The organism is Sulfurimonas sp. HSL-3221 (assembly GCF_021044585.1).
Lineage (GTDB): Bacteria > Campylobacterota > Campylobacteria > Campylobacterales > Sulfurimonadaceae > Thiomicrolovo > Thiomicrolovo sulfuroxydans.
The window spans coordinates 911,201-933,320 of record NZ_CP087998.1 but is presented as its reverse complement, the minus strand read 5'-3'; the positions used below and the strand labels follow the sequence as shown (position 1 = coordinate 933,320).

Annotated in this window: 24 protein-coding genes; 16 read left to right on the top strand and 8 right to left on the bottom strand. The window is 56.1% G+C overall.

From position 1 onward, the window contains the following. Positions 1-888, bottom strand: a complete 888-nt coding sequence (locus LOH54_RS04740; protein WP_231020844.1) for a LysR family transcriptional regulator — start codon at positions 886-888, stop codon at positions 1-3. A gap of 179 nt (positions 889-1,067) precedes the next feature. Here LOH54_RS04740 and LOH54_RS04735 point away from each other — a divergent pair, with 179 nt between their 5' ends. The 3 genes from LOH54_RS04735 (at position 1,068) to LOH54_RS04725 (ending at position 3,227) form a co-directional block, all read left to right on the top strand. Continuing rightward, complete coding sequence (locus tag LOH54_RS04735; protein ID WP_231020842.1) at positions 1,068-2,258, top strand: molybdopterin-dependent oxidoreductase; 1,191 nt, start codon at positions 1,068-1,070, stop codon at positions 2,256-2,258. Between the two features lie 11 nt (positions 2,259-2,269). Then, positions 2,270-2,581 carry a sulfite:cytochrome C oxidoreductase subunit B gene (locus LOH54_RS04730; protein WP_231020833.1) on the top strand — a complete coding sequence of 104 codons (312 nt, stop codon included), beginning with the start codon at positions 2,270-2,272 and terminating at the stop codon, positions 2,579-2,581. 67 nt (positions 2,582-2,648) lie between these two features. Further along, the gene (locus LOH54_RS04725) at positions 2,649-3,227 is read left to right on the top strand and encodes a class II aldolase and adducin N-terminal domain-containing protein (RefSeq protein WP_231020831.1); all 579 of its coding nucleotides are present in this window, start codon (positions 2,649-2,651) and stop codon (positions 3,225-3,227) included. A 2-nt stretch (positions 3,228-3,229) separates the two neighbouring features. Here the strand turns inward: LOH54_RS04725 and LOH54_RS04720 are convergent, their stop codons facing one another. Next, positions 3,230-4,525 (bottom strand): adenosylmethionine--8-amino-7-oxononanoate transaminase, encoded by a 1,296-nt coding sequence (locus tag LOH54_RS04720; protein WP_231020829.1) that lies wholly within the window; start codon positions 4,523-4,525, stop codon positions 3,230-3,232. 153 nt (positions 4,526-4,678) lie between these two features. On the opposite strand from LOH54_RS04720, the gene LOH54_RS04715 reads away from it, so the two are divergent. Genes LOH54_RS04715 through LOH54_RS04695 form a run of 5 tightly spaced genes read left to right on the top strand, consistent with a single transcriptional unit; the run spans position 4,679 to position 9,389 of the window. Further along, the gene (locus LOH54_RS04715; protein WP_231020827.1) at positions 4,679-6,154 is read left to right on the top strand and encodes a peptidylprolyl isomerase; all 1,476 of its coding nucleotides are present in this window, start codon (positions 4,679-4,681) and stop codon (positions 6,152-6,154) included. Then, positions 6,151-7,518 (top strand): cell division protein FtsA, encoded by a 1,368-nt coding sequence (gene ftsA / locus LOH54_RS04710; RefSeq protein ID WP_231020825.1) that lies wholly within the window; start codon positions 6,151-6,153, stop codon positions 7,516-7,518. The genes LOH54_RS04715 and ftsA overlap by 4 nt, the downstream gene beginning before the upstream one ends. Positions 7,519-7,532: 14 nt before the next feature. After that, positions 7,533-8,684, top strand: a complete 1,152-nt coding sequence (gene ftsZ / locus LOH54_RS04705) for a cell division protein FtsZ (RefSeq protein WP_231020823.1) — start codon at positions 7,533-7,535, stop codon at positions 8,682-8,684. 11 nt (positions 8,685-8,695) lie between these two features. Continuing rightward, positions 8,696-8,986, top strand: coding sequence for a J domain-containing protein (locus LOH54_RS04700; protein ID WP_231020821.1), 291 nt, complete (start codon positions 8,696-8,698; stop codon positions 8,984-8,986). Between the two features lie 13 nt (positions 8,987-8,999). After that, entirely contained in the window at positions 9,000-9,389 is a 390-nt protein-coding gene (locus LOH54_RS04695; protein ID WP_231020819.1) for a DoxX family protein, read from the top strand. A 20-nt stretch (positions 9,390-9,409) separates the two neighbouring features. Here LOH54_RS04695 and LOH54_RS04690 read toward each other — a convergent pair whose 3' ends face one another. From LOH54_RS04690 to LOH54_RS04675, 4 genes are all read right to left on the bottom strand, one after another. Further along, positions 9,410-9,904 carry a DUF4149 domain-containing protein gene (locus LOH54_RS04690; RefSeq protein WP_231020818.1) on the bottom strand — a complete coding sequence of 165 codons (495 nt, stop codon included), beginning with the start codon at positions 9,902-9,904 and terminating at the stop codon, positions 9,410-9,412. Then, positions 9,901-10,737, bottom strand: coding sequence for a peptide chain release factor N(5)-glutamine methyltransferase (gene prmC, locus LOH54_RS04685; RefSeq protein ID WP_231020816.1), 837 nt, complete (start codon positions 10,735-10,737; stop codon positions 9,901-9,903). The genes LOH54_RS04690 and prmC overlap by 4 nt, the downstream gene beginning before the upstream one ends. Continuing rightward, positions 10,737-12,020: a M48 family metallopeptidase gene (locus LOH54_RS04680; RefSeq protein ID WP_231020814.1), complete on the bottom strand. Its 1,284-nt coding sequence runs from the start codon at positions 12,018-12,020 to the stop codon at positions 10,737-10,739. The genes prmC and LOH54_RS04680 overlap by 1 nt, the downstream gene beginning before the upstream one ends. A 75-nt stretch (positions 12,021-12,095) precedes the next feature. Next, positions 12,096-12,293, bottom strand: a complete 198-nt coding sequence (locus tag LOH54_RS04675) for a hypothetical protein (RefSeq protein WP_231020806.1) — start codon at positions 12,291-12,293, stop codon at positions 12,096-12,098. Positions 12,294-12,446: 153 nt separating this feature from the next. On the opposite strand from LOH54_RS04675, the gene LOH54_RS04670 reads away from it, so the two are divergent. From LOH54_RS04670 to LOH54_RS04650, 4 genes are all read left to right on the top strand, one after another. Next, positions 12,447-12,749, top strand: coding sequence for a hypothetical protein (locus tag LOH54_RS04670; RefSeq protein ID WP_231020804.1), 303 nt, complete (start codon positions 12,447-12,449; stop codon positions 12,747-12,749). 126 nt (positions 12,750-12,875) lie between these two features. After that, positions 12,876-13,736 carry an N-acetylmuramoyl-L-alanine amidase gene (locus LOH54_RS04665; RefSeq protein ID WP_231020803.1) on the top strand — a complete coding sequence of 287 codons (861 nt, stop codon included), beginning with the start codon at positions 12,876-12,878 and terminating at the stop codon, positions 13,734-13,736. Between the two features lie 60 nt (positions 13,737-13,796). Continuing rightward, complete coding sequence (locus LOH54_RS12945) at positions 13,797-14,513, top strand: YiaD family glycine zipper/OmpA-like lipoprotein (RefSeq protein ID WP_283949356.1); 717 nt, start codon at positions 13,797-13,799, stop codon at positions 14,511-14,513. A gap of 109 nt (positions 14,514-14,622) precedes the next feature. Then, positions 14,623-15,096, top strand: coding sequence for a hypothetical protein (locus LOH54_RS04650; RefSeq protein ID WP_231020802.1), 474 nt, complete (start codon positions 14,623-14,625; stop codon positions 15,094-15,096). 196 nt (positions 15,097-15,292) lie between these two features. Here LOH54_RS04650 and LOH54_RS04645 read toward each other — a convergent pair whose 3' ends face one another. Then, positions 15,293-17,530, bottom strand: a complete 2,238-nt coding sequence (locus LOH54_RS04645) for a PKD domain-containing protein (RefSeq protein ID WP_231020800.1) — start codon at positions 17,528-17,530, stop codon at positions 15,293-15,295. A gap of 263 nt (positions 17,531-17,793) precedes the next feature. Between LOH54_RS04645 and LOH54_RS04640 the strand changes: the two genes are divergently transcribed. From LOH54_RS04640 to LOH54_RS04630, 3 genes are all read left to right on the top strand, one after another. Beyond that, on the top strand, positions 17,794-19,746 hold the full coding sequence (locus tag LOH54_RS04640; RefSeq protein ID WP_231020798.1) for an ABC-F family ATP-binding cassette domain-containing protein: 1,953 nt from the start codon (positions 17,794-17,796) through the stop codon (positions 19,744-19,746). After that, positions 19,743-20,390 carry a class I SAM-dependent methyltransferase gene (locus LOH54_RS04635; RefSeq protein WP_231020796.1) on the top strand — a complete coding sequence of 216 codons (648 nt, stop codon included), beginning with the start codon at positions 19,743-19,745 and terminating at the stop codon, positions 20,388-20,390. Before LOH54_RS04640 ends, LOH54_RS04635 begins: the two co-directional genes overlap by 4 nt. A 142-nt stretch (positions 20,391-20,532) precedes the next feature. After that, on the top strand, positions 20,533-20,994 hold the full coding sequence (locus LOH54_RS04630; protein WP_231020795.1) for a hypothetical protein: 462 nt from the start codon (positions 20,533-20,535) through the stop codon (positions 20,992-20,994). A 41-nt stretch (positions 20,995-21,035) separates the two neighbouring features. Here the strand turns inward: LOH54_RS04630 and LOH54_RS04625 are convergent, their stop codons facing one another. Then, complete coding sequence (locus tag LOH54_RS04625) at positions 21,036-21,326, bottom strand: Dabb family protein (protein ID WP_231020791.1); 291 nt, start codon at positions 21,324-21,326, stop codon at positions 21,036-21,038. Between the two features lie 77 nt (positions 21,327-21,403). Between LOH54_RS04625 and LOH54_RS04620 the strand changes: the two genes are divergently transcribed. Further along, on the top strand, positions 21,404-22,120 hold the full coding sequence (locus LOH54_RS04620; RefSeq protein WP_231020789.1) for an endonuclease/exonuclease/phosphatase family protein: 717 nt from the start codon (positions 21,404-21,406) through the stop codon (positions 22,118-22,120).

Below are 22,120 nucleotides of genomic sequence, written 5' to 3'. Positions count from 1 at the left end.
CTATTGTAGCCCGATGGAACTTAAGAGGTACTCCTGGAAATGGGTCTGCAGCGGCAGCAGCGTCTGCTGGCTGCGGGAGATCATCGTGAAGTCGCGCTCGAAGTGGTGCGCCTTGATCGCGATCTCGAACAGGTGCCCCTCTTCCAGTTCCCTTCTGACTGAAATGCGCGGCAGAACGCTGAGATAATCGGGCTTGGCCAGCAGGAAGTTTTTGATCGACTCGATATGCTCCAGCTCCATCACCATGTTGAGCTCCTGGTCGACGGGGCTGATCGCGTTGAGGAAGACGGCCCGGGTCCCGGAGCCTTTTTCCCGCATGATCCACGGCCGCGATGCCAGCTGGTCGATAAACCACGGCCCCCGCTCTGCCAGTGCCTTGTCGCTTGTGAGCACGACCAGCTCGTCGCGCATCAACACCCGGCTCTCGACCTCTTCAAGGATCCCCTCCCCCTCGATAAAGCCGATATCGACTTCCCCGGAGGTGACTTTGCGGATGACGTCGGCGGTGTTGGCGCTTTTGAGCGAGATACTGACATGTTCGTTCTGCTCCATATAGTTGCAGACCAGCGTCGGGATGAAGTACTCCGCGATCGTCACACTGGCCGCCAGGCGGAGCTCCCCGCGCAGCGAATCGCTGCGCATCTGGTCGTAGAGGGCGTGCAGGGCATCGACGTGCGGTTGGGCGCTGCGCATCAGCATCGCCCCCCGCCCGTTGAGGACCAGCCGTTTGCCGATCCGCTCGAACAGCGGGCCGTCGAGCAGGCGCTCGAGCTCCTTGATCGCCATCGAAACCGCCGACTGGCTCAGCCCGAACTTTTTGGCCGTATCGATAATCTTTTCGCTCCGCCCCAGATCGAGAAAAAGTTCCAGCTGTTTCAGCGTATACATCTCACCCTCCTCCTGCACCTCTCTGTGCCCCTGTTTCCCGGGGGAAACGCGATCCATTAAGTACAGTTTTATTGCACATTATATCATTTTGGTTTTATTTTTCTTAACTATATCTTTTTGATAAAATACGGACATAATTTTTATCAAACGATTTTATATCGTCTCAAGGTCCTAAAATCATGAAACGCAGATCTTTCCTTAAAGGCGCGCTGGCCGGTGCCGGCGTGACCGCGCTGGGCCCCGAAGCCTTCGCCGCGGGCCAACCCGTCGATAACCGCAAAATCTCCTCCATTCCGTTCCCGCAGAAACGGCCGATGATCACCTACTCCGACCGCCCGCCGCTGCTCGAATCCCCGCGCTACGTCTTTGCCCACCCGGTCACGCCGAACGACATGTTCTTCGTACGCTGGCACATGCCGGACATTCCGACGCACATCGACCTGGGAACCTTCCGCATCAAGGTTAACGGCCTCGTCGAGCGCGAGCTCTCTCTCTCCGTCGACCAGCTGAAGCATGACTTCGAACCGGTCGAAGTCTATGCCGTCCTGCAGTGCGGCGGTAACAGCCGCTCCGCCTTCAAGCCGACGGCCGGCGGTATCCAGTGGGGCAGCGGCGCCATGGGATGTGCACGCTGGAAAGGTGTGCGTCTGCGCGACATCCTTGAGCGTGCCGGTCTGAAAAAAGAGGCGGAATGGGTCGGGTTCAACGGATCCGAAACGGCCGCCTACTACGAAACGCCGAACTTTGTCCGCGAACTGCACCTTGAGGAGATCGGTGACCACGTCATCGTTGCCTATGAGATGAACGGCGAGGACCTGCCGTACCTCAACGGCTACCCGGTCCGCCTCGTCATCCCGGGCACCTACTCCGACAGCTGGGTCAAAATGCTGAGCAACCTGACCGTCACCAGCGACTACCAGCACCTCTTCTTTATGGACAAGGCCTACCGCGTGCCGGACAACGACTGCGAATGCCAGAAGCCGGGCGAGCACGTTCCGACCAAGCCGATCACGAAGATGAATGTCAAATCCTTCATCGGCTACCCGACAAACGGCGAAACGCTCTACCACAACTCCTATGCGACGATCCGCGGGGTTGCCTTCGACTACGGCGCGGGCATCAAAGCGGTCATGCTCTCCTTTGACGACGGCAAAACGTGGCAGGAGGCGACCCTCGGTGACGATATGGGACGCTACGCCTTCCGCGCGTTCACCTATGACTTCAAACCGAAGAAGTACGGCAAGCAGACCATCATGGCCAAGGCGATCAACCGCGCCGGCGAAGAGCAGCCCTTTGCCAAAGATATCAAGTGGAACCACGGCGGTTACAAATTTAACGGAATCGACGTCGTTACCGTCGAAGTAGTCTAAGGAGAGCCTTTATGAAAAAAACAATCTTTGCCGCCCTGCTGAGCCTCGGCGCCCTTAATCTCCACGCCGTCCTGAACGAGGACGTCGAAGTCCCTTATGTCCCGTTTGAGATTAAGATGGGCAAACACTTCGACCTCGTCCAGGCCAACTGTCTGACCTGCCACTCTTTCGGCTACATCCTGAACCAGGGCAAACAGTCCCGCAGCTTCTGGAAAGAGAAAGTCGAAAAAATGGTTGACGCGTTTAAAGCACCCATTACCAAAGAGGACCAGGCCCTCATTACCGACTATCTCGCCGAGCAGTACGGCAACGGCCAGCCGTAAGGCCGGCCCCTCCGCTCCCCTTCTCCTTACACACAAAAATTCACCTATCTTCCGTTACAATAGCGCTATGAACAAACAGCATCTCAAAGAACAGCTCGTCTCTTTCTCCCTCTCGATGTTCCGCAAAGAGTTCTTCAGCATCTACCACGGCAGCGTCTCCGCCAAATCCGACAACAGCCGTTTTATCATCAACACGAAAGACACCATCTTCGACCACATGAACGACTCGCAACTGATCGAACTCTATTTCCAGAAAGATTACCGCTGGAACGAGGCTAGTATCGACGCGGCCATCCACCACAGCATCTACCGCCAGATCAGCGATGCCAAATTCATCACCTTCTCGATGCCGCCCAATACGATGGCATACAGCCTGCTCCACGAAGTCATCGAACCGCAGGACTATTTCGGGATCAAGGAGATGCCCCGCGTCGAAGTCTACGATCCCCGCTCCTTCGACCAGTGGTACGAGCGCGCCTCCACAGAAATTCCCAAACGGCTGATCAACTCCGATCTGGAACTGGTCGTCATCCGCGGCTACGGCATCTACGCCTACAACCGCGACCTGCATGAGATGGCCAAACAGCTGGCCGTGCTGGAGAAGAGCTGCCGGATCCTGATGCTCCGGCAGAGCATGCTCTCATAGCGCTACAGTGAAGTAACTGCCTCGTAAGCGGTGTCCACCACGTACGTCAGCTCCTCCGCATTAATAATGTAGGGGGGCATGAAATAGACGACCGGCCCCAGCGGCCGCAGAAGGACCCCCCGGGTCAGCGCGAAGTCGAAGATTTTCAAGCCGATGCGCTCTTCGGGAGGGTACCCTTCAAGCTCCACCGCACCGACCATGCCCGTCTGCCGTACCGATTTCACGTTCGGCAGATTTTCAAAACGTTTTAGCCCCTCCGCCATCAGTGCCGACAACGCCCGGTTGGCTTCGATCACGTTATCCAGCTCGAAGATGTCCAACGTCGCGTTGGCCGCGGCGCAGGCAAGGGCATTGCCCGTATAACTGTGCGAATGCAAGAACGCCTTATAAAGATTGTAGTCGCAGTAAAAAGCCTCGTAAATTTTATCCGTCGTCATGGTGACGGAGAGGGGGAGATAACCGCCGGTCAACCCTTTTGAAAGGGTCATAAGATCCGGCGAAATTCCCGCCTGTTCGCAGGCGAACATCGTTCCGGTTCGTCCGAATCCCGTCATAATTTCGTCTGCAATTAACAATATGTCATACTGATCGCAAAGTTTTCGCGCCTCTTTCAGGTAGCGCGGATGGTACATATGCATGTTCCCCGCCCCCTGGATCAACGGTTCGACAATGAGGGCTGCGACCTCTTCTGCACGGGCCTTTAGCAGGGTTTCGAGTTCCGCCGCCGCGGCCAGTGCTGCCGCCTCACTCTGGTCGGCCGGGACCGGCGTCTGGATCGTTTGCAGCAGCAGCGGTCCGTAGGTCTCTTTGTAAAGCGACACGTCACCGACCGAAAGCGCCCCGATCGTCTCGCCGTGGTAACTGTTGGTCAGGGAAATGAACAGGGGGCGCTCTTTTCCGATATTCTTATAATAGTGATAGGCCATTTTCAGGGCGACTTCTATGGCGCTCGAGCCGTTGTCCGCGTAAAAACAGCGCGTTAGCCCCTCCGGCGTCATGGCTGCCAAACGTTCGGAAAGACGGACAACGGGCTCATGGGTGAACCCCGCCAAGATAACGTGCTCTAACGTTTCGGCCTGGGTTTTGACTGCCGAAGAGATGATCGGGTTCGCATGGCCGAAGAGGTTGACCCACCAACTGCTCACCGCATCGATGTAGCTGTTGCCGTCAAAATCCTCAAGGTAGATGCCGTTCCCTTTTTTGATCGGTGTGAGCGGCAGAAATTCATGATCCTTCATCTGGGTACACGGATGCCAGATATGGCGCAGGTCCCTTTCGGAAATTTCGCGGTTGTTCATCTTGTACCCCCCAAAAGTAGAATTTTGAAAATCTTATCGAAAAATATTGAACTCAGAGTGAAAAAAGGTTCGGAAAACAGGGACTTTAAGGCAATTCTTAAGCTTTAAACTAATAAAATTGACAACTACGACGCAAGAAGGCAAACTACACAGATGATTACATGGATGCAACGACACCGAAAATACCTCGTCATTACGATCTGGATCTCAACGATCGCCTTTATCGGCGCGGGATTTGTCGGATGGGGGCAGTACAGCTACGGCGATAAATCGGGGGCCGTCGCGAAAGTCGGTGACGTCAGCATCACCAGCCGCGAACTTCAGAAAACCTATGCACAGCTTTTCAACCGCTACAGTCAAATCTTTCAGGGTAAATTCGACGAGGAGCAGGCCAAAAAGCTCGGCCTGGACAAACAGGCGTTACAGCAGCTCGTCAACCAGGCCCTGCTGGTGAACCTCGCTAACAGCTATAACCTCGAAACGACCGACAAAGAGGTGGCTACGGTGCTGCAGTCCCAGGAAGCCTTCATCGAGAACGGCGTTTTCAGCAAGGAGCTCTACCAGAAGGTCCTCAAACAGAACCGTTTGACCCCTGTTGACTACGAAGCGGATATCCGCCGCGCATTGCTGATCCAGAAACTCTTTGCGCTCTTCCCTGCCCAGGCGAACGGCATCGAAAAATCAGCCTTCGAGACCGCGCTGGGTATCGGGGACAAATTCGAGTATAAAGTGCTCGACGGCGAAATGGTCAGCATCGACACCTCCGATGCAGCCCTCAAAACGTTCTGGGAAGGCCACAAGCTCGACTACATGACGCCGCGGGCGTTCAAAATCGCCTACATCACCCAGGCAGCCGTGGAAGCCGGCGCCGGGGACGAGGAGCTTCAGACCTATTACGATGCGCACAAATACGACTTCGTAGGCCCGGACGGCAAGATCCTCGCCTTTGAGAACGCCAAAAGCGCCGTGGTCGCCGCCGTCAACGACAAAGCCACTAACAAAGAAGCGCTGAAGACCTACATCGCCTACAAGAAAGAGAAGCTTGACGCCGACGTGAAGATCGTTGAGACAACCGTCCGCGAAGGCGACAACAGCTTCAGCGCGGAGACGATGCAGGCCATCGCTTCCGCTGATGCGGCCAGCCCCTACCTGAAACCGAAAAAAGAGCACGGAGCGTACCTGATCATCAAGCGCCTGGAAACCGTCGAACCGATGCCCAAGAGCTTCGAAGCGGCGAAAACCGATGTCCTTGCCGCCTACACCCGCCAGATGCGCGCCGAAAAGCTGACGGAACTAGCGACCTCTTCCCTGAAATCGTTCCGCGGTACCGCTACCGAGGGATACCTCAAACGCGATGCGACATCCGGCGTCGAAGGGCTGGATGAAAAAGAGACGCAGGCCCTGCTCGCCAGCCTCTTCCGTTCCCGCAAAGCCGAAAGCATGGCACAGCTCCCTTCGGGCAAGATCGTCCTCTACCGCATTCTTGACCAGCAGATCAACCCGGTTGCCGATGCGAATGCGGACCAGGCGGTCGCACAGACGAAAGAGACCCTCTTCAGCCAGTCCCTGATCACTGCCCTCGCCGAGCGGTATGAGACACAGATCTTCATCAAAGGATACGGGCAGTGAAAAAAAGCGTCCTCGCGATCGATATAGGCTCAAGCAAAATCTGCGCCATCATCGCGGAGATCTCCCCTGAGGGTACGATTCAGATCTCGGGGGCAGGCATCGTCCGTTCCCAGGGGATCAAGAAGGGCTCCATCACCAACATCGAGCTCGCGTCCAAGGCGATCAAAGCCGCCCTGGCGGACGCCAGACGCGTCGCCGGCACCGAGATCAAACGGGCGATCGTCTCCATCTCGGGCGCCTATACGAAGAGCCTGAACTCCAGCGGGATCGTCAATATCCCCAACCGTGAGATCACGTTCAAAGAGATCAGCCGCGTGATGCACACGTCGCTGTACAACGCCAATATTCCCAACGAGTACGAAGTCCTGCATACCCTGCCATACAACTTCATCGTCGACGACCAGGAGTTCATCGAGGATCCCCTGGGGATGAATGCGTCGCGCCTGGAGGTCGAGACCCATATCATCACGACGCAGAAGTCCAACCTCAACAACCTCAAGAAAGCCGTTCGCGGCGCGGGCGTCGAGGTCGATACCGTCGTCCTCAACGGCTACGCTTCCGCTATCGCCGTGCTCAACGAGGATGAGAAGGAGCTCGGTGCCGCCGTAATCGACATGGGCGGCCACACCTGCGACACCGTGATCCACTCCGGGACCGCGATCCGCTACAACGATTTCCTCGGTGTCGGTTCGCACCACATCACCAGCGACCTCTCCATGGCGCTGCACACGCCACTCAACATCGCCGAGAGCGTCAAGATTAAGTACGGATCGCTCAGTGCTCCGAGCGACGACCTGATCGAGCTACCGATTATCGGCGACGAGGAGTCCTCCCACGAGGTCTCTCTCGGCGTGGTACACAACGTTATCTATGCCAGGGTCGAGGAGACCCTGATGATCCTCGCCCAGTCCATTGACAAGAGCGGGCTCAAAGATCAGCTGGGGGCCGGGGTCGTCCTGACGGGCGGCTTTACCAAACTCGACGGCCTCCGCGATCTCGCCGTTGCCATTTTCGACAACGTGCCGGTCCGCCTCGCCAAGCCATGTAACGTCGAAGGACTCTTCGACGCCCTCAAGGAGCCGGCGACGGCGACGGCGGTCGGACTCGTCAAATATGCGGCGGGAGGCTATGCGCCTTACGAAATCGATGTGAACCGTCAGGTACGTTACCGTAACGAAGAACCGATGGAGAAGCCTGACCTGACTGAACCTTCCGTTCAGGAGCCGGCAGAGGAAGAAATTCCCCTGCCCCCCTCCGAGGAAGCCGGTACGATCAGGATCAAGTCCTTTGACGCAAGAAAAAGTGCTGACAAAGCCGCAGGCTTCGGCAGCAAGTTTTGGAACTGGATTACACAGTTATTTTAACAGGGGAGTGATAGATGGGATCTGACAATATGTTCAAAATCGAAGAGACGACGGCCAACAACGGTGCGCGTATCGTAGCCATCGGCGTCGGCGGCGGCGGCGGCAATATGATCGGTCATATGATCAACGAAGGGGTCGACGGCATTGAAATGGTCGTTGCCAATACCGATGCCCAGGTGCTTCAGACCTCCTTTGCCCCGGTCAAAATCCAGATGGGCAGCCGTCTGACGAAGGGGCTCGGTGCCGGGATGAAACCGAGCGTCGGCAAAGATTCCGCCATCGAGAACTATGACGACATCCGCACGGCCATCGAAGGGGCCGATATCGTCTTTATCGCCGCCGGCCTCGGCGGCGGCACCGGTACTGGCGCGGCGCCGGTTATCGCCCAGATCGCACGCGACGTCGGCGCCCTGACGATCTCTGTCGTCACGAAACCCTTCGCCTTTGAAGGGCGCAAACGCCTTAAACTGGCCGAGCAGGGACTGGCGGAGCTGAAAAAAGAGAGCGACTCCATCGTCGTCATCCCCAATGACAAGCTCCTCTCCATCATCGACAAGAACCTGGGGCTCAAAGAGTCTTTCAAGATCGTCGATGCCGTACTGGCCCAGGCAGTAAGCGGGACGTCCGGCGTTATCCTCTCCTCGGGCGACAACGACATCAACCTCGACTTCGCCGACCTGAAAACGGTCATGTGCCACCACGGTATGGCGCTGATGGGCGTGGGCGAGCACCAGGGCGACAATGCCGCTTATGAAGCGATCCGCGCCGCGATCGAATCGCCGCTGCTCGACAACATGAGCATCAACGGCGCCATGGGCGTTCTCGTCCACTTTACGATGCACCCCGACTTCCCGATGATCTCCATCGGAGAGGCGATGGGTGTCGTCGAAGAGAGCGCGGACGAAAACGCCGATGTCATCTTCGGGACGACGACGGATGCCACGCTGGCGATCGACTATATCAAGATCACCCTCGTTGCCACGGGTTTTGACCATGAGGAGGCCCCGAAAAAGGCCCCCTCCATCAATAACGACTCCTACGACGCTCCGGCACAGGAGACCCCGGCGGCCAGCCGTACCGTGAGCCGTCCGAGAATGGTCGTCGGTGGCGATCTGAGTGACGACTACCTCGACGTACCGACCTACATGCGCCAGCAAAAAGACTGACGCACCCGCTAATGCCCCCCTATGAGAGCGTTCTGAAGGCCAAGACCCTGCTGGGCCTTCATGACAAGGCGACCCTCCCCGAGATCAAGACGCGCTATAAAAACCTGATGCACCGCTGGCACCCGGACAAGCACCCGGATGATCCCGATACGGCAAACACCATGAGCGCGCGGATCAACGACGCCTATAAAATACTGCTGGAATTTGTCAAACATTACGAATACCGCCTGGACGAACCCTACCTCAAAGAGACCTGCCTCACCCCCCAGGAGTGGTGGGAACGCAAATTCGGCGGACGCTAATTAAGGAACATATATGTTGAGAAACGACGACCTTGCCCGCCTGCTGCTGCGCCTTGCCCTCGGTACCCTTATGCTGTTTCACGGCATTCATAAACTGCTGCACGGCATTTCCCATATCCAGGGGATGCTGCAGGCCCACGGCCTGCCCGGCTGGTTCGGTTACGGTGTCTTTGTCGGAGAGGTGATCGCTCCGGTGATGATTATTCTCGGATTGTATGCGCGGATCGGCGCGGCGCTGATGGCCGCGAATATGGTGGTGGCCGTGGCACTTGTCGGCGGGCTTTTCCCGCTGCAGCTGAGCAAAACCGGCGGACCGGTCAGCGAGATGGCACTGCTCTATCTCTTTGCCGCCCTGGCCCTCTTCTTTTCCGGGCCGGGGAAATACGGCATCAACCGCTCCTAGAGGGGCGATCTCCCGTCACATTAGACCTTTCCGGCAGACGGCAGAAACATCAGCTGCATCCGCCGCACGAAAAGCAGGATGAGTGCGACGGCCAGCAACTTGAAATCCAGTTCGCTGGCACTGTGCAGCGAGGCGAAGGCTTCGCTCCCCGTGGCATCCGCCCCTTCGGCCTGCATGGAGAGGATCTTCGGAACGTAGACCGCCGCGAACATTAGCAGGGTTGCCACCGCGAGCAGCGCGCTCATAATGGCCCACTTGTCCCGGCGCTGGCGGCGGTATTCGTTTCCTTCGAAGACGAGGATGATGACGGCCATCGCATAGGCCCAGAAACCGAAGCGGCGGAAGATCTCGCCCATCAGCATTCCCTCTTCGTAGCGGCCCAGCAGCTCCGTCGGCAGGATCGATGCCGAGTGAAAGATCACGGGGGCGACAACGATGCCCAGAATCAAAACCGCCCCCAGGGTGGCGGCAACGGTCATAAGATAGAGCGTGACGCTCCACTGTTTGGTATTCATGTTTCATCCTTTCTTGTCATCACGAACCCGCGGTCGAGTCCCGCAAGATCCTTGTAGAAATCGATCGTGTACCCTTTCGGAACGATCGCCGAGACGGCTTCACGCTGATCATACCCCATTTCGCAGCAGAACAGGGGAATCTTCCGCTCGGCGACCGCATCGATCAGTCGGACGATAATGTCCATCCCCGTCACACCGCCGAACAGCGCGAGATCCGGCTCATAATCGAGGTTGCGTTCGAGGTCGGCATCCGCCGCGACATAGGGCGGGTTGGAGACCAGAACGTCTATGTTCTCCGGAACGCCTGCGAGCAGATCGCTCTGCCGCAGCTCGATCCGCTCCTGGAGACCGAAATCCACGACGTTCTTGGCCGCAACGCTCAGGGCATCCGTACTGATATCGACGCCGATCATCTTCGCATGCTCAAGATGCAGCGCGAGGGTCACGCTGACCGCGCCGCTCCCGACCCCCACTTCGCAGAGCGTGAACGCACCGTCGCGCTCCACCGCGTCAAGGACGCGGTCGATCAGGAGCTCCGTCTCCGGCCGCGGGATCAAAGCCCCCGGTGCGATATAGAAGAGCTGCGAATAGAAACTGACACGGTTGAAGATATATTCGAGGGGTTCATGGGCCTTGCGCCGCGCCACCCACTCCCAGAGCCGCTCGTCGCAGTAGAGCGGCTCGTCCTGGTGGGTAATGAGCCAGAGGCCGTCTCGCCCCAGGTACTCCATCAGCATCCGTTCCGCCTCCCGCCGCGGGCGCTCCGCACTCACGGCGATCTCAGCGGTGATCACATCAAGGCACTCCCGCAGCGTCCGCACGCGCTCACCCATCAGGAACGCACGCCTTCGTCATCGAGTTCACGTTCCACGCTGTCGGCGTCGCATTCGGACCGCATCGCGCCTTTGCCGCTCCCCTGTTCCTCGAATCCAAGCACACGCAGGCGCTCGATCACCGGCGGATGGGTATAGTAGAAGAAGATATAGAGCGGATGCGAAAGGGGAAAGGAGCGGTTCTCCGTCACCAGTTTGCGCAGGGCATTGGCGAGGTAGAGCTTGCCGACAAGTTCCCCGCCGCTGCGGTCCGCTTCGTATTCGTTGTGTCGGCTTATCACCCCCATCAGCGGCATAATGAAAAAGCTGACCAGGGGCATGAAAAGCAAGAAGAGTATGACGGTCACTGCCGGCGTATTGCCGAGGCCGAGCTGCACGAAGAGCGATTCGGGCAGGTTGCCGAAAAGGGCGAGCATACCGAAGAGCATCCCGCCGACGACAGCGATGTTCTTGTAAAGGTCGCCGTGGGCGAAGTGGCCCAGTTCATGCCCCAGGACCGCCAGGAGTTCGCGCGCTTCGAGCTTTTCAAGCAGCGTGTCGTAAAGGACGACGCGCTTGCTCTTGCCCAGACCGCCGAAGTAGGCGTTTAGGCGGGTATCGCGCTTGCTGGCGTCGCTGACGAAAACCCCGCTGCTGACAAAGCCCGTCTTCTTCATCAGGGTGTCGATCTCTTCTGAGAGCTCCGCATCCTCGAGCGGTGTCAACTTGTCGAAAAAGAGCGCCCGCAGCGTCGGGAAGAGCATATTGAGCGCAACGACGACGGCGAAAAGGAAGAGGAAGCTCCAGAACCACCACAGCGGCGCCCATGCGATGATCGCCGTCACGCCCCAGATGACCGCCCCGCCGAGCAGTGCGACCAGAAGCAGCGTGATCAGCGTGTCTTTGATGTAGAGGCCGACGCTGGTGCGGTTGAAGCCGAACTTCGCATCGAGGACAAATTTCTCGTAGAGCGACAGCGGCAGTTCCACCACGGTATTAATCAGCAAAAACGCCAGGACCATGACGATGCTTTTGAAAGGCGCGTCCATCCCGCCCATCACCGTATCCAGCCAGCGGATCCCGCCGTCAAGCCAGACAAGGAACATGATGTACTCGATCAGCATTCCCGTCATCTGCAGTTTCTCTTTTGCCACGGCGTAGTTGCCGGCCTTGAGATAATCCGCACTCCCCATCAGGACCGGGGCCATCCGCTTGGCGCGGTTGATAAACCCGACCTGCATGACGCTGATATAGAGTTTGATGATGAAATAGAGGCTGATCACAACCATCAGTGCTGTTACCATAGAAATACCTTGTGAAAGCGTGTCGGATATTGTAGCATCGCGACCCTAAAACGGGTCAGCGACGGGCAAAGAAGTTCACCGGTTGAAGGGAACGGCAGCGATGCCGTCATGGACCGGCAGCCTGTCATGGACCTCACCGACGTAGCTGTTGGAAACAATGACATAGAGCGCACCGAGCAGGAGTCCCGAGAGCAGGACGACCCGTACTACCCGTTTTTTCTCACCTTTGAGACCGTTATAATCGCCGATGCTCTGAAGTGTCGGTTCATTCATAATCTATCCTTTTAATTTTTATTTGTCAAAATCATACTTATAATTCATGACGATCCCGTCTGTTTTCAGGATTAAAATGACGATTTAAGTCTATTTTTTTATTTATTTTATCGTCAATACGGTTTTCGACCCGCCAACTGCTATAATCATGCCATGAAAACCGATATCCCCCTGCTCGAACCGACGCCCGAACCAACCAAACCGCTCTGCCGCACGGCAGCCTGGCTGCTGGGATGGCTCTTCTCCTACGGCACCTACCTCCTTGCCGTGGCGGTGTGGCTCCTTTATGACTGGTTCTATGCCATCGGTGCCCTGCTTTTCGGATTCGTCGCCTTCGGGATCCTTCGCGCCAAGATCCGCAATATCTCCATTCCCCCCGCCCAGCAGGAGTACCAGTACACCGACCAGGCCATCGCAAAATGGTTCGTCGTCCGGCGTATGCTCTGCGATCTCTGACCTCCCGCATCCACCCTTTTTAGCCCCACATCAGTGTCCAGCCATCGTATCCGCTGCATGTGGATTTATCCTTTATTAATAAAGCATGAATAATAATTGGTTTATGTTATTGAAAAAGGAGTGACGATGGCGCTGCGTATCGATACCCACCTGCTGGCCGGCGACCTGTTCGGCCGAGAGGTCGTTTTTGACCCCTGCGACAACAAAGACAGCGGCCCTTACGAGGCAGGTCTGCCCGACACCGTCGTCATTCACTTCACCGCCGGCCCGACCCTTGCCTCCGCCGTCAATACCTTCAAGGCCCCCGACGTCGAAGCCTCGGCCCATCTCATCATTGATCGCGACGGCAGTGTCGTGCAGATGGTCGGTTTCGACCGTATCGCCTGGCACGCGGGTACGAGCCGCTGGCAGGAACGCAGCGGGCTCAACCGCTATGCCATCGGTATCGAGCTCGTCAATGCCGGCGAGCTCACCCCCTCGGGCGACAGCTACCTCGCCTGGTTCGGCAGACGCTACGAAGAGGCGGATGTCATCCGGGCCATTCACCGAAACCAGACGGAACCCTCCTACTGGCACACTTATACGGCCGAGCAGATCGAGGCCTGTTTCGAGGTATGCCGGGTACTGAAAAACAGCTACGGCATCCACACGATCGTCGGCCATGAAGAGATCGCCCCGGAACGCAAGATCGACCCCGGCCCCGCCTTCCCGCTGGAGCGGCTGCGCGACAGGGTCCTGACGGGACGCCATGCCAATGCAGAACCGACGGAAGAGAAAGAGATTGCTGGTGCCAACGCAACGGTCACCGCCAGCCTCCTCAACGTCAGGTCCCAGCCATCGGGGAGCGCCGCGTTGGCGGGCGATCCGATTGAAAAAGGGACCCGGGTGGAGCTGGGCGAGCGCAACGGCGTCTGGCAAAAGGTTCGAATCTGCAGGGAGGGATGGGTACACAGCGACTATCTCCAAACGGATACGCCTGTCGGCTGATATCACGAAAAAGAGACATTTTCCTGTTACAATAAGCCATCTAGTTTAGGAGCAACAGTCATGACATTTCAAACCAAATCACTTTCACTCGTTCTTGCTGCCGCATTGATCGGCGGATGTGCCAGCACCCAGCCCAATGCCGACGGCACGCAGCAGGACGAATACGACAAGACCAAAAAAGGCGCCCTTATCGGTGCGGCTGTCGGTGCCATCGGCGGACTACTACTCGGCGGCAAGAATAAGGGCCAGGGCGCACTGATCGGCGCGGCAGTCGGTGCAGCAGCCGGTGGCGGGATCGGCTATGCGATGGACCAGCAGGCCAAGGACGTCGCCAAATCCCTCAATACGACCGTCAGCCAGAGCGATGTCGGCGCGGACAACATCATCGTCACCCAGCATGAGACCTTCGTCAAAGTCACCTTCAAAAGCGCTATGATGTTTTCGACAAACTCCGATACGCCGACACCAACGGCCCTGACAAAGATCGACCAGCTGACGACGGCGCTGAAAAAATACCCCAGCTCCATCGTCCAGGTCGTCGGCCATACCGACCCGCGCGGTTCCTATGATTACAACCTGCAGCTCTCCGAGCGCCGGGCCCGCACCGTCGCCACCGAGATGGTCAACCAGGGGCTGCCCAACGCCGTCTACGCCCGCGGCTGCTCCTTCGACAAACCCCTCGTTCCCAACAACAGCGAAGCCAATATGGCACAGAACCGCCGTGTCGAGATCTTCTTGTACCAGACACAGGAAAACGTCGTCGACCAGTGCCTCTAGCCTAGCGCCACTCGGTGCTGCAGGCACAACTTTCACCGTTTCGGTAACGAAACGGCTACGGCATTGGCTATAATGAGTTAACGACCATTTCCCCCCGGAAGGAGTCACGATGCCGAAACCTATTTTCAATGCCATCGAAGCGGGCAATCTTGCCGCCCTGGAACAGATTCTCGAGGCCGGCACCTCTCCTATCACGGAAAACGAAGCGGGTCTGCACCCCCTGACCCTTGTCGGTTCACTGATTGAAAGCGCCTTCGAAGCCGGGGCATTCGAGCAAGAGGACACCTACAAACGGATGGCCGCCATGCTCATCGTGCACGGCGCCCCCGACGGCGATCTCGAACACGCCCTGGGCGAGGTCAGCAACCTCCGCCGCTACACCTGCCGCTACATCATCGAACTTTCCATGAAACGCAACACCCCCGAAAGGGTCGCCGAACTGATCGCGGAAAAGTACCTCTGGTTCGAAAACGACGATCCTAAGACGGAGACGGCGTTTATGAACGCGGTCAAAAACGGAGACCGCTCCCTCGTCGACGCAATGTTCGAAGCGGGGCGCGTCAATTACGCCTTCGAGCAGTAGCCTCCCGCCCGCCGTTTACGGCAGGGTGATACGCGGATACAACAACTGACTTTCCACCCGATGTAGTAAAATACGCAGAAAAAAGAGCACCATGACTCTCATCGCCCCGTCCCCATGACTATAACCTGCAACCGGGCGCAAACATACTAAGGCAGGCCAAAAGTTCACGAAGCAGCGTAGAACAATGCACGGCTGTCTACTGCATGTCGTAAGACACAACCCCGAAATCGTATAACATGCCGGAACCTTTGGCGGCCTGAAGTACCACATGGCAGATGCTGCCGTCGCTATTAAAGAATACGTAACGACCGTTACCTTGATAATAAGTATTGCCGGCTTTCATGTTGGGCAGCTTGATCGTTTTCTCAAACGCCAGATAGGTATCATCAAAAAGATAAAGCATATTCTCTTCATGATCAATGTACTGGTAATAATATATATACTCCCGCTTCTGTGGGACCAATGCAATTTTCCCACTTTCGGCGGAGTGGCTCAATGACCTGATATAAGTCATATCCTGCAGCGAACCGTTATAGGTCATATCAATATCAGATTGGCTTGAGGCACGGAAAACATTGCCGCATTTTGTAAAGATCCTAAAACCGTCTTCAGAGATCCACAGGTCTCCGCACATTTGATAGTCTCCGTGGTAAGGTGAATCATAAAGGTAATCTGCCGTACTGCCTGAAATATCGTACTTTTCGATATCTGCCGGATAGATACCGTTGTCTGCTCCATAAATGGACGCACCATCGGGATGAAGTTTGCCAACCGTACCGGCATAAATACTGAGCCCCGTGCTCAATGTCTCTTGTTCCGTCTCGATTTGAACCGTTCTAATCTTTACCCATTGGTCATCACGCGGGAAAGCGTGGACATATCCATTACCATCCAATACGACATCCAACACATCTGCTGATACGGCGAATGTCTTTACTGCACTTGCTGCGGCAAGATCAACATACGTGATATATGCATCATGCCCGACTGCGGCAAATAAGCCGTCCGGTCCAATAGAAACACAGTTAGGCGGTATCGGCAAATTGACGCTATTCACTTCCTGGGTGAGCGGGTCATATATATACAGGGCGTTCACCGGTTCGCTTGAGACGAAAACGATTTTATCAAGCGTCTGGCTGTATTCCGCATCATTGATATAGAAATCAAGCTGATGGACGACTCTTGATACAAAGATATCCACCGTATCTGCCTCACTGGGCCCCATACCGTTATCAACAACTAGAGCGACGCGATAGTCACCGGGTTTATCCGGTACGAAAGATGGGGACACCGTCGCAGCATTTGACAGTTCAACAGTACTGTCAAGCGGTTTGGATACAAAGTTCCACTGGTAAGTAAGCGTACTTTCCATGGGGTTCACACTCGCTAGTCCATTCAATACTACGGTATCACCCACAGTTCCATTCTGGTCCGGACCGCCTTTCGCAGTGGCCCGTCCATCCGACACATATATATCCACCGTATCTTGTACGCTGGTGGTAGTACCATTGTCAACAATCAGGGCGATGCGATAATCACCGGATTCATCCGGAACGAAAGATGGGGACACCGTCGAAGCGTTTAACAGTTCAACGGTACTGTCGAGCGGTTTGGATACAAAATTCCACACATACGTGAGTTCAGTGCCCATTGGATTCATACTTTCCTGTCCATTCAATATGACAGTATCACCTATGATTGCCATCTGATCCGGCCCGGCATTCGCGACCGGCTGCCCATCTGTTACAACAATTTTCACTTCGGCGGGAACACTGGTTTCCGTATCATTTGTGACTGTCAGCGTGCAGATGTAAATACCGGCAGTATCAGCAGAAAAAGTTGTTGACGCATTGTTTTCGCTGCTGAGCACAGCATGTGATGACACCGGTTGGGATTTCACTGACCAGTGATAAGAGATATTCGACAGCTCATGATCACTTTTTGCCATGCCGACGAGTGTCAGTGGCACATTTGCAATAGTGTATTGCTCCGAACCTGCATCGGCAACGAGATGCAATGAACCCAAATAGTTCAAAATATAGAAAGGTTGTGTGCTGGCTTTGTCATCAAACCAGTACATAACAGATCCATTCATTTGTGAGGCATAAACGTCAACCGAAAATCCGCTTATGTCGTTGTAGGAGTTGTCGCAATCAAGCTTCCCGTTCACACGCTCTATGTAAAGTGACAATAAGTCCCTTTCACCCTTTTCTAAGAGATTAAAATAGCCGGTTGCATTCCAATCGCCCGACGTCATCATAAACGTCGCGTCATCGTAAAAAACAATCGTCTCCGAGCATGAGGAGTCATTGGTAAGGTCCCATGCTCCGGAAACAGAAATCAGTTCTCCCGTTGGCTTGCTGTCAGATGATCCACCGCCACAACCCACAATCAACGCCATCATAAAAAACATAGCAACGATACGCCATACCACACTGCACTCCTTCTTGTATTAGACGCCCATCTCAAAACGGATGTGAGCAGTGAACAAAAGATTTCAACTTTATCACATAAGAACGTTTTAGCATCATATAAAAACAATTTAACATATATTATATTTTTATTCTTAAAGTATCTATCCTAATACATACCATCGATCAGCCACATCCCGCACAATGCTCCTTGCAGAACCCCAGATGGAAGCAACCTACTGACTTTCAACCCGTTATAGTAAAATACGCAGAAAAAAAGAGCATCATGGCCCTCATCGATCTGCACGGCATCTATAAAAACTACGAAGCGCAAAAAATCCTCGAGAACGTCGATTTCCATATCGATGAGGGGGAGCGCGTCGTTGTCGTCGGCAAGAACGGGAGCGGCAAATCGACCCTGATGAAGATCGTTGCCGGGACGCTGGAATACGACGAAGGGGAGCGCATCATCCGCCAGAACCTGCAGGTGAAGATGCTCGCCCAGGTGCCGCATTTCGAGCAGGGGCACAGCGTGCGCGAGGCGATCGAGCACGGCCTCGTCGAACTCAAAGAGGCCCTGGCCCGTTTCGACACCCTCTCGATGGAGATGGCCGAGAAGTTCGACGACCCGCAGCTGATCAAGGAGCACACGGAGCTCTCCGCCTACCTCGACCACCACAGCGCCTGGAACCTCGACGACAAGATCGAGCGGGTCCTGCAGCACTTCCAGCTAAAAATGTACGAAAGCAAGAACGTCAATCTACTCAGCGGGGGCGAACAGCGCCGGGTCGCGCTGGCGTCGCTGCTGCTGCAGAAACCCGACGTCCTGCTGCTGGACGAACCGACCAACCACCTCGACGTCTACATGGTCGAGTTCCTCGAGGAACTCATTCTCAAGGAGAAGTTCACCCTCGTCTTCATCTCCCACGACCGTTACTTCATCGACCAGATCGCGACGAAGACCGTCGAAGTGGAGGATGCCTCTTTGCGGGAGTTCAAAGGGGGCTACAGCAGCTACCTGACCCAGAAAGAGGAGCTGCTGCGCACCATGCAAAAGCAGCACGACAACCTGCTGCGCCTGCTGCGCTCCGAGAACGAGTGGTATTCGCGCGGGGTACGCGCCCGCCTCAAGCGCAACGAGGGGCGCAAGGAGCGGCTGATGAACCTGCGGGAGCAGGCGAAAACGAACCCTGCGCAGATCCGTAAGATGCGCGTCGAGCTCGACCGCGAGGCGAAGCACTTCAACCGGGACAAAAGCGTCAACAAACAGAAGATGCTCTTCGAGATCGAGCACCTCGACATTACCCTGGGCACTAAAATGCTGGTCAGGGATTTCTCGACGCGTATCCTCCAAAAGGACGTCATCGCCGTTGTCGGCCCCAACGGCAGCGGCAAGTCGACCCTCCTCAAAGCGCTGCTGGGGCGCCTCAAACCGACGGCGGGCAAGATCAAGCAGGGGGAGTTCTCCATCGGCTACTTCGACCAGCACCGCGAAATGCTCGATGACGACAAGAACCTCATCGAGACCTTCTGCCCCCACGGCGGCGACCGGGTCGAGGTGCAGGGCAAGAACATGCACGTCTACGGCTACCTCAAAAACTTCCTCTTCCCCCGCGAATTCCTCGATAAGAAGATCGGCATCCTCAGCGGCGGGGAGAAGAACCGCGTGGCCCTCGCCCTGCTCTTTACGAAGCAGGTCGACTGCCTCATCCTCGACGAACCGACCAACGACCTCGACATCCCCACCATCAACATCCTCGAAGAGAAGCTCCAAGCCTTCCCCGGGGCGGTCATCCTCGTCAGCCACGACCGCTACTTCGTTGACAAGATCGCCAAGAAGCTCTTCGTTTTCAAAGGCGACGGCGAAGTCGAGGAGCGCTACCAGCTCTACAGCGAATACCTTGAAACCGAGAAGGAGTTCCGGGAGATGGAGGCGATGGAGCGCGAGGCAGAAACGGTGAGCGCCAAACCCGCCGTGCAGGAGAAACCGAAAAAAGAGAAACCGCTGCGCCTTACCTACAAAGAGAAGATGGCCCTCGAATCCCTCCCCGGCGAGATCGAAGCCCTGGAGCAGAAGATCGAAGACCTGAACGCCTGCCTTGCCGACCCGGCATGCTATGCCGAAAAGGGGATCTCGGTGCTGGCCAAGGAGCTCGAAGCCCTCGAGGCGGAGTACGAAGCGAAAGTCGACGAACTCCTCACCATCGAGGAGAAAGCGGAGCAGATCGAGGGGCAATGAAAAAGTGTCCGCTCTGCCAGACCCCCTCCCCCTCCTTCCGAGACCGGCAGCTAGACTGCCTCACCTACCACTGCCCCCACTGCGAACTGCTCTTTAAAGAGGAAAACGCCCACCCTTCGGAGGCGCAGGAACGGAAAAAGTACGACGAACATAACAACTCGATCGAGAACGAAGGGTACGTCGCCATGTTCGAAGCATTCATCGATTATACGCTCGCGGCCGTCGACCGTCCCGTCAAGCGGGTCCTCGATTTCGGCTCCGGTCCCGCGCCGGTACTGGCCGAACTGCTGCGCCGCCGCGGTTTCGAGGTCACGATCTACGACAAATATTTCGCGCCGGAGCCCCCGGCGGAGGATGCACGTTTTGACCTGATCACCTCCACCGAGGTGATCGAGCACATCGCCGACCCGATGGGGACCCTTGCCGAACTGAACGCGCGTCTCGTCCCGGGAGGCACCCTGGCACTGATGACGCAGTTTCACCAAAACAGCGAGGCGTTCTACCAGAACTGGTGGTACCGCCGCGACCCGACACACCTCGTTTTTTTCACGCCGAGAAGCTTTGAAATCGCGGCAGAACGGCTGCAGATGAAGCGCATTTGTCACGATGGAAAAAAGATCGTTCTTCTCTCAAAAGCCCTATAGACGGGCATCATAAATCTATCACATCCTGAAGCCAATTTTATAAATTGTTATATCTTCATGGTCCTTTAAGCCTCGCATCCGATATAATCATTTTTAATATTTTTAGGAGGATAGCTTTATGCGAAGAGGATTTGCGTTTCTTATGTCGTCAGTCGCAGCCGCAGGTCTAATGACCGGCTGTGCGAAGCTGAATACGCTGACAAATGTACTGGTACCGAGCCATGTGGATATGGAAAGCGCGAAAAAGATGAAGATGCCGGTCGTCATCTACGATGTTGATGTCGAAACCGATGAGAAGGGGAACAGCCACCCGATCGTCTATTTCGTCAACACGTCAGCCAAACCGGTTGACATGGCCACCTTCTTCCTGGAAGGCGTCACCGAAGATGGCCAGACCGTCACGCTCTGGGCCGACGATTATGAGCGCGTTCCCCCGGGCAAAAGCAGCCAAAAAGGGGTCCTGGGCGGCCAATGGACCAAAACGAAGGTCAACTGTATCGAGATCAGGAAAGCGGGGCTGCACATCGACGGTGTCGACTACCGCTTCATCGAAGAGAATATCAACCAGCTCTTCCAGAACCCTTCTCTCAACGAATGTAACTGAGACGCGGGCCGGGCACCGGCCCCGCAACCCACCCCTTGCCTTTAACGTACGTAATCAACCACCTTTGACATCTCGGTCACTTCCTTGATGAATGCCACGACTTCCAGATGCGCCGGGTGCGTTGCATAGGTTGCGAGTCCCTCTTCCGTTTCAAAGGTCGTCGTCAGTACCAGGTCCATCGCCCGTTCGCTCCCGTTGAAATCCACGCCGACTTCCATACTGAGCAGCGGATCGATCTTCTCCGTGAGCGCCTCGAGCATCGCCTTTGCCTTGGCGACGTTCGCCGCTTTGTTCTCCTCTTTGAATGTAAACATTACGATATGGACAACCATGATTTTCTCCTTTGATTTCCCCCAGAAGGGGCTCTTTTTTTGATGCCATTTTAACCTATGTAGGTTATGATTGAATTATGCGACACTACCGATCGGAAGAGGCGGGGATTCCCCTGCCCGACACCTTTTCGCTGCTGACCTGGAACGTCCATAAAGAGATGGGGCGTCCCCCCTTCGACAAAACGCTGCAATCACTGTTGGCGACCGGGACGCCCGAACTGATTTTGTTCCAGGAAGCGGTTCTTGATACCCATACGGCAGAACACTTTCCGGGGTATAACGTCTCCGCCGCCATCAACATCAATCTCCGCCACCGCCAGTACGGTGTTCTGACGGCGGCCAAAAGCCCCATCCACGATACGGTCAGCCTGAAGACCAACCGGCGGGAGATGCACATCGCCACCCGCAAAAGCCTGCTGATCACGACCCACCCCTTCGAAAACGGCAGCGAACTCGTCGCCGTCAATCTCCACGCCATCAACTTCGTCTCCGCCGCGGTCTTCATCGAAGAGATCGACCGGCTCCGCATCGCCCTGCAACAGCGCAAAGGGCCGATGATCGTCACAGGGGATTTCAATACCTGGAGCCGGAAACGGATGGAGTACCTCGAAGGCTTTGCCCGCTCGATCGACCTCCTCCCCGCCGCCTGCGCCAACGGGCACCATATCAAGCAGCGCTTTTCCAAGCCCCTCGACCACCTCTACTTCCGCGGCCTCACCCTGCTTACCGCCGAAGCCGTCAACACGGGCCGGGTCTCGGACCACAACCCCATACTCGCCACCTTCAAACGCTGA